The organism is Peptoniphilus rhinitidis 1-13 (assembly GCF_000246925.1).
GTDB lineage: Bacteria > Bacillota > Clostridia > Tissierellales > Peptoniphilaceae > Peptoniphilus_A > Peptoniphilus_A lacydonensis.
This window is the reverse complement of the sequence record NZ_BAEW01000014.1, coordinates 30,463-40,562: the sequence shown is the minus strand read 5'-3', so window position 1 is coordinate 40,562 and position 10,100 is coordinate 30,463. Positions and strand designations below refer to the sequence as shown.

Genomic DNA, 10,100 nt, shown 5'->3' with positions numbered 1-10,100 from the left:
GTAACAACAACAAAAGTCTACAGATGTTTCGATTGGAACAAAGAAGGACAAAAAAGCAAGGGAATCTACATAGCAGAAACATTTCAAAAATATAGAGAAGAAACCTTAAAAAACATAATATCCGACCAAGGAATAGAAGAAAGATTAAATAGATCGATTCAAGCCGAAGGAGCATTTTCCAAAATAAAGTCAGGCTTAAGCTATAACAGATTCCACCACAGAGGAAAAGAAAACATAATAAGTGAAATATGTCTCTTATCAATAGGGCTAAACTTAAATACTTGATAAAAAAATGATGTTACAGAGTAGAATCATCTATTCTATAACATCACCTTATTTTATCTGTCATCTCTTTAATTATGGTAAGTCAATAAAGAATTTCCCTAAAGATACGAAAAATATTAATACTATAAATACATATTATGAAGTTTATAAATACCGTAAAATCCTGAAGTTAATTCTCTAATAAATATCAATATGTCTTAGTATCTTTTAAATTTTTAAATAATCTTCCAGTTCTATAGACAGGTTTAACAGACTCTAATTTACAATTCAAAAATCTCATCTGCCACTTCATTTAAAAATTCTATATCATGGGAAACAATAAAAATTATTTTATCTTTAATTCTATATTTTTTAATCAGTTCAGATATTTTTATCATATTAGCATAATCCATGCCGCTAGTGGGCTCATCATAGTAAACAAAAGTAGAGTCTTTACACATTATGGAGGCTATTGCAAGTCTTTGCTTTTGTCCTCCTGACAAACTCATTGGATGCCTTTCTCTAAATTCGTCTAAGCCTAAATCTTTTAAAATGATTTTTGCCTTTTCTTCATCAAAATTCTTTACTCCTATACTAAGCTCTTTGAATTCTTCATCTGTGAATAATTGATGATTTACGTCTTGCATAACAAGTGAAGATTTTTTCAGCCTTTCTTTCTTGGATAGTTTTTCTCCTTTAAAATAAATTTCTTCTTTTGATTTTTTCTCAAGACCTATTAAGCATCTCAAAAGCGTTGACTTTCCTCGTCCATTGGATCCTATTATGCCATAAATTTTTCCAAGCTTAAATGAGATGTCTTTTATACTTAAACACTCATCATCAGTAAATTTGTAGCTAAGATTTTTTATCTGATATTCTCCACCGTCTTTTAAATAAGGAACTTCTAATTTGCTTAATTCTTTATCCCTTAAACTTAAAGCGTTCAATTCATTTTTATCAAACTTTAAAAATTCACTTCTTGTATAAGTTTTTTTAAGTTTGCCTTTATCTATCAAAAATACACGATCAACTATGTCCATCAAATAATAAATTCTATGCTCTGCTACAATTATGCTTATGCCTTTTTCTTTTAGTATTTTAAGCATTTGTGTCAAAACACTTATGCTTTTAATATCCAAATTTGATGAAGGTTCATCCATAACTATTATCTTTGTGCCTGCTATATAAGAAGCGGCAATGCAAAGTATTTGTTTCTCACCGCCGGATAGATTAAATATATTTCTGTTCAAAAGATTTTTTATCGGGAATATCTCAAGCATATCCTTCAAACGCCTGTCCATCTCTTCTCTTGCAAGACCAATATTTTCCAAATAAAATAATAATTCTAACGTAGTATTAACATTAAAGAAATATGTCTTAGGATTTTGAAAAACAGTTGAGACAAGCATTGAGATTTGATAAAGTTCCAAATCTTTTATATTTTTGCCATCAATAACTATTTCGCCCTTTGTCTTTGCATTATCATACCTTACAGCTAGTCCATTGATAGAGTTTATTAAAGATGACTTACCACTTCCACTTTTTCCTGTAAATAGCACGCACTCTCCCTCAGTTACGGATAGTGATATACCATCTAATATATGTTCTTCGCCATAATTAAGGCTTAAATTTTTAACTTCTACCATATTAAGCCTCCCACAATAAGTCCAGCAACAGCTAAAACATAAACAAAATCAATTAACTGTACTTTTACACGGATATATCTAGTCTTAGCAATTGGATTTTCTATTGCTTTTGTTTCTGCCGCTTTTGCAATGTCATCTGCAATATTAGAAGATATAATTAGCAGTGGCACTGAAACATATTCAAGATATTCGATTGGGTTTTTAAAATTTATCCCTCTTACTCTCATAGCCATTTTGATGTTTTTCTTCTCTTCTTTAAATGATGGAAAAAATCTAAACATAACCGCAATAGGTATGGATACATTCTTTGAGATCTTAAGCTTATCCATTGACGAAATTATTGTACCTACATCAGAGGTCTTTATCATAAAGCTAGCAGCCATAAATGGTAAAATAAACATTCTAATTACAATAGGTATACTCAAAAACATCTTAACTATAGGGTTTAATTCAGATAACACCATAAAATTAGGCAAGGAGTAAAGTATCCCACATAAAATAATCCATTTGAAAAGTGTTTTTTTGTATCTATTCAAATAAAACAAAATTGAAAAAATACAAATTATTGCCAATTCAAAACGGATATTTATGCTATGCATAACAGTTAATCCCGTAAAGAATACAACTAATATCTTACTGATGGGATTTGGATTAAAGGGAGCATTTGAAAAATAAGTAGGCATTATACAATGCCTGCTTTTTCAAAGTGTTTTTTCAATAGTGCCTTGCCTATATATGCTCCAAGAATTCCTCCTAAGAAAGCACCTAAGGCTACTAAGGCCATGTGAGGATATGTTATTAGTTTTTCCAAGGCTACTACATAGTCATCCCCCATCATCCTACAATGCTCTATATATACTTCTTTTGCTAAAAGCATTTGCATCATAGAACTACAAATCCATGTGCTAAAAATGGCATAAGATATCATATTGTATTTAAATGAATTATAATTACCAATCTTTCTAATTAATTCTGCTATTATCATTACTATAAGTGATAAGACTACAACTACGTAGGTATGACCAGCTGCAAACATCACAAGTGGTGATATCATACCAAATATAAATAACGACCATGGCTTTTGAACTTTAGTCATAAATAACATAACTACAGTCCCTGCAATTATGCCCAAAACTGTTGGGTATATTAAAAACAATATTGGAATCATACCCATCATTCCAATTCCAAACATCAAGGCAAAATATATTACAGCAAAAACACCGATACTTACTAAATCTTTTACTTTTAATTTTTTATTATCCATTTTAATCCCCTCAATAAATAAATTGTTCTACTATTTTTGTTTTTTTCTCTTTATTTTATTTTTAATTTTTTACATTCATATTTGAAAGAGCCTTGACTTGCATTGCTAAACCTACCATTATCATAGTAAAATCTACAACTGGTTCTGCCCACCAAACAGCCCCTGCTCCAAATACTCTTGGTAATATAAGTAAGGCTGGAGCAAGTAGTATTAGCTGTCTTAACATTACAATCATTCCAGCTTTTTTTCCATCCCCTATCGCTTGGAAAAAAGTTATTGTCATAATCATAATTCCATAAAGAATAAATACTGAATAGAACATTCTGAAATTATTAACTCCGCTTGAAATTATATCCTGACTTACTTTAAATAAACCAAGTAACTGTTTTGAAAATACTTGTGCTGGTAACCAAAAAATTGCTGCAAGTACTGTTCCTCCTATAGAAAATATCTTCATAGTTTCCTTTACTCTATTGTATTGTTTTGCTCCAAAGTTTGTGCCAATAATCGGCTGTAACCCCTGACTCATTCCCCAAATTGGTATAAATGAAAACCCATAAAATCTCAAAGTTGCTGACATTAATATTGCATTTGGATCTCCACCATATTTAAAAGCTTGTTTATAAAGTAATGTTTGTTGAACCATGAAAAATACTTGCATGATCATAGCTGATACTCCTACTCCAAACATTTCCTTTGATATATCTTTTTCTTTTTTTATTTTCCCTATTTTTACATTTTCACTTTTATTCTTAAAATAATAAAGAGTAATGACAGCTTGAATTATTTGTGCTGTTACAGTGGCTATAGCTGCTCCCTCAATGGCATAATCACCCATTAATTTCATTAGTATTGGATCAAGAGCTATATTGATAAAGGCACCAAGTCCCATAATAGTCATTGCTCTTTTCATAAGACCTTCACCACGCATTACCATATTAGCTGACTGGGTAAAGTTTACAAATATTGAACCTATAAATATTACTCTTAAATATCTTATTCCTAATGCCTTTATTTCTCCTGTTGCTCCAACTAAATCTAAAAAATATGGTCCTAGAAGTATTCCTCCTATTGTTATAATCGTTGAAAAAAAGATAACCCAATAGATAAGATTTCCCATAAGTTTGTCTATAGTATCATTATCACCTTTTCCCATGGCTCTTGATAAAATGGATGCCGAACCTATCCCTATAAGCGTTGCAATCCCATTATTAAAAAATGTAAGTGGCATAGCTATTGAGCAAGCCGCCATAGCATTCTCACCAATTATTTGTCCAGCAAATATTCCATCCATAAGTGGATATAGGCCTATAACTACCATCCCAATTACTGCTGGTATAGATAATTGAAACATTAAAGACAATGGCTTCTTGGTTAACAACTGTTCTTTCATGTTTTGTTCCATTTTTAATCTCCTCAATAAATAAATTCTTCTGCCATTTTTGTTTTTTCTATTAAATTCTTGTAAACTTTTGATTTTTGTAAAAGCTCTTCATGCTTGCCTTGGCTTTCTACTCTTCCTTTTTCAAGAACTACTATCTTGTCTGCATTTTCTATGGATTTCATTCTGTGTGAAATGATGACAACAGTTTTATCTTTAATTAAATTATTTAAAGACTCTTGAATTTTTTTCTCGTTGTCAACATCAAGGCTTGCTGCTATCTCATCTAAGATCAATATCGGTGCATCTTTTAAGAATGCTCTGGCTATTGATAATCTTTGTCTTTCTCCGCCTGATAGCTCAGCACCGTTCTCACCAATAACTGTATCGAAACCCTTATCCATTTTTTCTATAAAATCTGTGCAATTTGCAAGTTGTGCTGCTCTTTTAACTTCTTCATCACTTGCATCTTGCTTTCCGATCCTAATATTTTCCATAACGCTTTGATTAAAGAGAACTACATCTTGGAAAACTATAGAGACCTTATCAAAAAGGGATTCTGTTGATATTTCTTTTATATCTTTACCATCGATTAAGATTTTTCCCTCATCATAATCATAAAGTCTTGATATAAGTTTCAAGATGGTTGTTTTACCGCATCCGCTTGCACCTACTAAAGCAGTGACCTCTCCCTGCTTAGCTTTAAAGCTTAGGCCATTTAAAACTTTTGCGTCTTTATTGTAGGCAAACTCAACATCTTTTAGATCAATATCAAATTTTTTCAAATTATAGTCTTCGCCTTCCTGTAAATTTTGATTTTGAATTTCTTTTAGTCTTTCAATTTTTGGCGATAAATAAAATATCTCCATCATGCCCTCTTTAGATGCATCTAGAGAGTCTTTTAGCTTTATCGCCGCTAGTAAATATCCTACAAGGTAGAGAGAACTTATCTCTTTATTAATAATTAGATTTACGCCGACAAATATCACAACGGCAAGAGATATAAAGCTAAATATTGAAGATATAGACATAGTTAAAATTGTAGTTATTTCCGCTTTTAAGTGCACTTTTTCACTTTTATCCATTTTTTCATATAGCTTTTCTTTCATTTCCTCTGATAAGCCGTATGCTTTAATCTCCATTTGCATTTCTATATTTTCCTGAAAACTTTCTGAGTTTTTTCTTAAAACATCATAATATCTTTTATGTCCCTTAACCTGATATTTTTTAGATAAGGGTATGAATATAAAGCTTAAAAGAGATGGAATAATTACAGCTAAGCCCATCTTGACATTACCCATTAGCATCATGACGGATATAAGTGGGAAGAAGAGTGCCATGCCGCCCACCTTTGGTATTGAGTGGCTCATTGCATGCTCTATTCCTTCAATATCAGACATGATTGTTTGCGCTAGGTCTGAAATATCATGTTTAGAAAAGTATGACAGAGGTAGTTCTGATAAATTCTCCGCTGTCCTTATTCTTAAATCTGCACTTTCTTGATAGGTTGTGCTATACAATTTATCGTATTCGATAGAAAGCAAAATATACATTGCTAGCAAGGTCAAGGCTGAGAATACTATATAAAACCCCTTGCTCTTGCCAATATTTTCCAAAACTTCCTGAGCAAAAATCATTAGTAATATGGCAGGAAGCATGTTTATACAATAAACGAGAAATGAGGACAGTGTTGCTTTGCTTAAATTTCTCGCTCCTTTATCTGTAAGAGCAAATCTTTTTTTATAAAATTCCTTCATTTGAAACCCTCCATTCATTCGCACTGTTAAACATCTCTTGCAATCTCTTATACCTTGTATCTCTTGACATTAACTCTTCATCAGAACCTCTTTCTATAATTTTTCCCCTATTCATAACAAGTATTTCATCAAGGTCTTTAATTGTAGATAGCCTGTGAGCAATCATGATAACTGTTTTATCCTTCATAAGATTTTTGAAAGCTTTTTGTAGTTCATACTCGTTATCTGGGTCAATAGATGCCGATGCCTCATCCATAATAATAATTTTGGAATCCTTTAAAATCGCTCTAGCAATTGCAATTCTTTGTTTTTCTCCACCAGATAAATAAACTCCTTTTGAGCCTATGATTGTATTTTCTCTTTCTGGGAATTTTTCTAATATCAAATCGCATCCTGCTAATTTTAAGGCTCTCATAACGTCATCTCTTGTCGCATCTTTATTAGCTAAAGCAACATTATCATAAATACTTCTTTTGAATAATTTTGAATCTTGAAAAACAAAGGAAATGGCTTTAATCAAGGCTTCGTCAGAATATTCACTTATTGGTATCCCGCCTATCTTTATGCATCCTTCATTAACATTGTAAAAACCTGATATAAGTTTTGCTACCGTAGATTTGCCTGATCCAGATGAACCAACTAGTGCATAGGACTTTCCCTCTTCTAATTTAAAGGATAAATTTTCAATGACAGCTTTATCGTTATAAGCAAAGCTAACATTCTCAAATTCTATATTATAGTTTTTAAAATTATTGACATTGCCATGCACCAATTTGTCTTTTTGCATATCTTCGTAAAGCACCTCTAAAGTATCTACTGCATAATTGCCTTGAGAAATGTACAAGGAGTACCACATCATTCTCATAAATGAAACAAAGAGAACTCCCGATAAAAATAAAATCATTATAAGCTCAAGTAAAATCACCTTGTCGCTACCTAAGCTTGTCATAAAATAAACTATAGGAATAATTAAAATTGCAATCAGTCCAAAAAATAACCACTGATACCAAACATAGGGCTTTTTACAAGATAACGAATAATTATAAGCATATTTTGAGTAATCTTTTATAGCCTTATAAAAACTTTTAAATGACTCAACATTTACTCTAAATATTTTTACAACTTGCATTCCTCTAACGTATTCAACAGTCTCAGCACTTAGTTTAGATAAGGCTTCTTGGTATATCTTCATAAATTCTTGTTCACCCATCATTGCCCCTAAAATTAAGCCACCAATTATTGTAAGAGCAAGCAAGGTTATGCCAACTCTTATACTTACTATAAAGCCTAGTACAAGGACAAGTATAGGTGTAACTATTGCCTGAGAGCTATCTGGAATCATGTGAGCTACAACCTGATGAGTTTGTGCGGCGTTGTCATCTATTATCTTTCTTATTTGACCAGATGGATTCAAGTCAAAGAACCTAAAACTAGCTTTCTCTAAACCATCTATCCCTCTTTTTCTTAAATTTGTTTCAAGCCTAAATCCCAAGATGTGTGAAAACATTCCTGAAACAAAATAAAATACCGCTCCAATTGTTAGTGTAATAACAGATTTTAATGCTAAGCTCTCTGCACCAGATAAATTTGAATTAATTATTAACTTATCCAGAAATTTGTAGATTAAATAATATCCATATACCGTAAGTACAGCAGATATAGCAGAAAAAACTATAGCTAAAAAGCCAAGATATTTTTTATCCTGTACATAAACAAATAGCTTTTTATAAATCTTCATAATCATATCTCCTTTCTTTGATATCCCTTTTAGATGTAAATTTACTTATTTGATAATAAGTATCATTGCTTTTCCATTATACATCTGTTATAATTACTAATACAATAGTTTTGGATTAATAAGGCTAATTGGAATATTGTCTAAAAGGGATAGGTGTATTATGACATATTATGATTTTGTAAAAGATTATATGAATGTAGATGAATGTAAAAACAATAAGAAGTATTCAAGCGCAGGACACACTTTTTGTTGGAGTAAAGAAGATTTAACTTATGCAGATGGCTTGTATTGGTTTTATGAAGGAGACGGATTTATTATTGATGTCCATGACTTTTATATTAGAGAAGAAGTAGTTCAAAATAATACTTATAGTATGGCAGATCATGTTTCAATATACACAAGCTACATAGTCAGCGCAAATGGAGAAAAATTTAATCCATATCAAACTCTTACCGCAAACTCATTATGTACTCTTGATTTTGATAATATAAGAGATGACTTCCTATTTTTATTACATGATAACTGCTATTATCTTGCTGTTTCTATCGGTTTTAAAAAAGAGCTAATAGAAAAACATTTAGCATCTATTAACATTAATCCAGAATCATTTTATTCAGCTTTACTTCAACCGAATCAAATAATTCTTACAAAATCCTTAGAAAAAGTGGCAATGGAAATATTAAATTGTAAGATGGACGCCCCTGCCGCTGATTTTTTCTTTAAAGCCAAAGCAAATGAATGGATAAGTATTGTAATCAATACCTACTTAAATAGGAAAAAATATAAAATTGAATCTGATGATAATAAAGCACTAGAAGATGTAGCAAGATTCTTAGATGATCATTTCGCCATGAATGTAAATCAAGAAACCCTTGAAAAAATATCTAAAATGAGCGGAACAAAATTAAAAAATTTGTTTAAAGAAAAATATGGTCAAAGCATTACAGAATACACCCAAAGAAAAAGAATGAATGTAGCTGAAACTCTTCTCTTAAATACCGAACTACCTATAAAGGAAATATCCGAATCTGTTGGATACACATCCCATAGCAAATTTTCCATTTATTACAAAAGATATAAAGGAAAACTTCCTAGTGAGGTTCGTAGTTTAGCTTGCAAACATCACAATTTAAAATGCGATTATTGTAATTGAAGTAATTTTTACAAGCCATGTTTTTATATGAGTTTAGGTGGATATGCATATATAGTCTGAATAAATTTGATTTGAAAAATCGGCAAAAAATAAAGGCAGTCCTAAGACTGCCGATATTTATCTCTCTACACCTTTACTATGGTCTTTTTTTGTTTTATTTAGTTTTATCGTCTGTCTTATGATTGTTTTTGCCCTAACATAGACTTTTATCCTTGGATTGACTCTTTACTTGTTCTTTTGCTTTTAAGAGCTTAGAAGACAAAATACGAACATTCTTATATTCTTTCCCGTTGTTATCATTGCTTGTTTTTACTTGTCCGAATATTTTAACAAAATCTCCTTGCTTTAGGTTCTGTAGATCTTTTGTCTTATATACATAGAATGGATAATTACCATGTAATATATTTAGATTTAAACCCTCTAAGCAAAAATTAAAAATGAACTAAATTCGAAGTGACATTAATTTGAAAACTTGATAAACAAGCTTAAGAGATATTATATTAAAACAATATTTCTCCGGTACTGGGACTGGGACTGGGACTGGGACTGGGACGGGACTAAAAATTTGAAAATGTCCTATAATTAGGTGGATTTAGTGGTACTCTAAAAAATAGAATCTCGTATTTTGAATGGTTTGGTATATATCGTACGTTTGAAAAAGAAGAATGGGAATAAAAGAAAATGTAGTAAAATTAGCTTGATTAAGCCAATCTAAAATCTAAGTGTAACAATATCGTAACAATAATCAAAGCACCTTTTAAATTGAGAAACTGTGAAATAGCTTGTGTATGAATAATCCTCTTGATAATATAGGTTCTATAATAAATAGTGTCGGTGGGGAATCATTAGCACTATTTTTGTATGGATATGTATAAAAACCAACTTTTCCATCATCAA

The 10,100-nt window shown here is 31.0% G+C and carries 8 protein-coding genes and 1 pseudogene; 2 read left to right on the top strand and 7 right to left on the bottom strand.

Translation table 11 applies throughout. The features are described 5' to 3' along the window. A partial coding sequence (locus tag RH95_RS07600) for a transposase (RefSeq protein WP_010247514.1) occupies positions 1-285 on the top strand: 285 nt, incomplete at its 5' end. A gap of 260 nt (positions 286-545) precedes the next feature. Here RH95_RS07600 and RH95_RS07595 read toward each other — a convergent pair. From RH95_RS07595 to RH95_RS07570, 6 genes are all read right to left on the bottom strand, one after another. Next, complete coding sequence (locus tag RH95_RS07595; RefSeq protein ID WP_010247511.1) at positions 546-1,910, bottom strand: ABC transporter ATP-binding protein; 1,365 nt, start codon at positions 1,908-1,910, stop codon at positions 546-548. Then, complete coding sequence (locus RH95_RS07590; RefSeq protein WP_010247508.1) at positions 1,904-2,593, bottom strand: energy-coupling factor transporter transmembrane component T family protein; 690 nt, start codon at positions 2,591-2,593, stop codon at positions 1,904-1,906. The genes RH95_RS07595 and RH95_RS07590 overlap by 7 nt, the downstream gene beginning before the upstream one ends. Then, a complete protein-coding gene (locus RH95_RS07585; RefSeq protein ID WP_010247504.1) occupies positions 2,593-3,174 on the bottom strand; it encodes an MptD family putative ECF transporter S component in 582 nt (193 codons plus the stop codon). The genes RH95_RS07590 and RH95_RS07585 overlap by 1 nt, the downstream gene beginning before the upstream one ends. Positions 3,175-3,235: 61 nt before the next feature. Beyond that, on the bottom strand, positions 3,236-4,579 hold the full coding sequence (locus tag RH95_RS07580) for an MATE family efflux transporter (RefSeq protein ID WP_010247501.1): 1,344 nt from the start codon (positions 4,577-4,579) through the stop codon (positions 3,236-3,238). An 11-nt stretch (positions 4,580-4,590) separates the two neighbouring features. Beyond that, positions 4,591-6,312, bottom strand: coding sequence for an ABC transporter ATP-binding protein (locus RH95_RS07575; RefSeq protein ID WP_010247498.1), 1,722 nt, complete (start codon positions 6,310-6,312; stop codon positions 4,591-4,593). Further along, on the bottom strand, positions 6,296-8,050 hold the full coding sequence (locus RH95_RS07570) for an ABC transporter ATP-binding protein (RefSeq protein WP_010247495.1): 1,755 nt from the start codon (positions 8,048-8,050) through the stop codon (positions 6,296-6,298). Before RH95_RS07570 ends, RH95_RS07575 begins: the two co-directional genes overlap by 17 nt. A 160-nt stretch (positions 8,051-8,210) precedes the next feature. Between RH95_RS07570 and RH95_RS07565 the strand changes: the two genes are divergently transcribed. Beyond that, positions 8,211-9,203, top strand: a complete 993-nt coding sequence (locus RH95_RS07565) for a helix-turn-helix domain-containing protein (protein WP_010247493.1) — start codon at positions 8,211-8,213, stop codon at positions 9,201-9,203. A 117-nt stretch (positions 9,204-9,320) separates the two neighbouring features. Here RH95_RS07565 and RH95_RS09370 read toward each other — a convergent pair. Beyond that, a pseudogene (locus RH95_RS09370) lies at positions 9,321-9,582 on the bottom strand (DNA-binding protein); the annotation flags it as partial. Between the last annotated feature and the right edge of the window lie 518 nt (positions 9,583-10,100).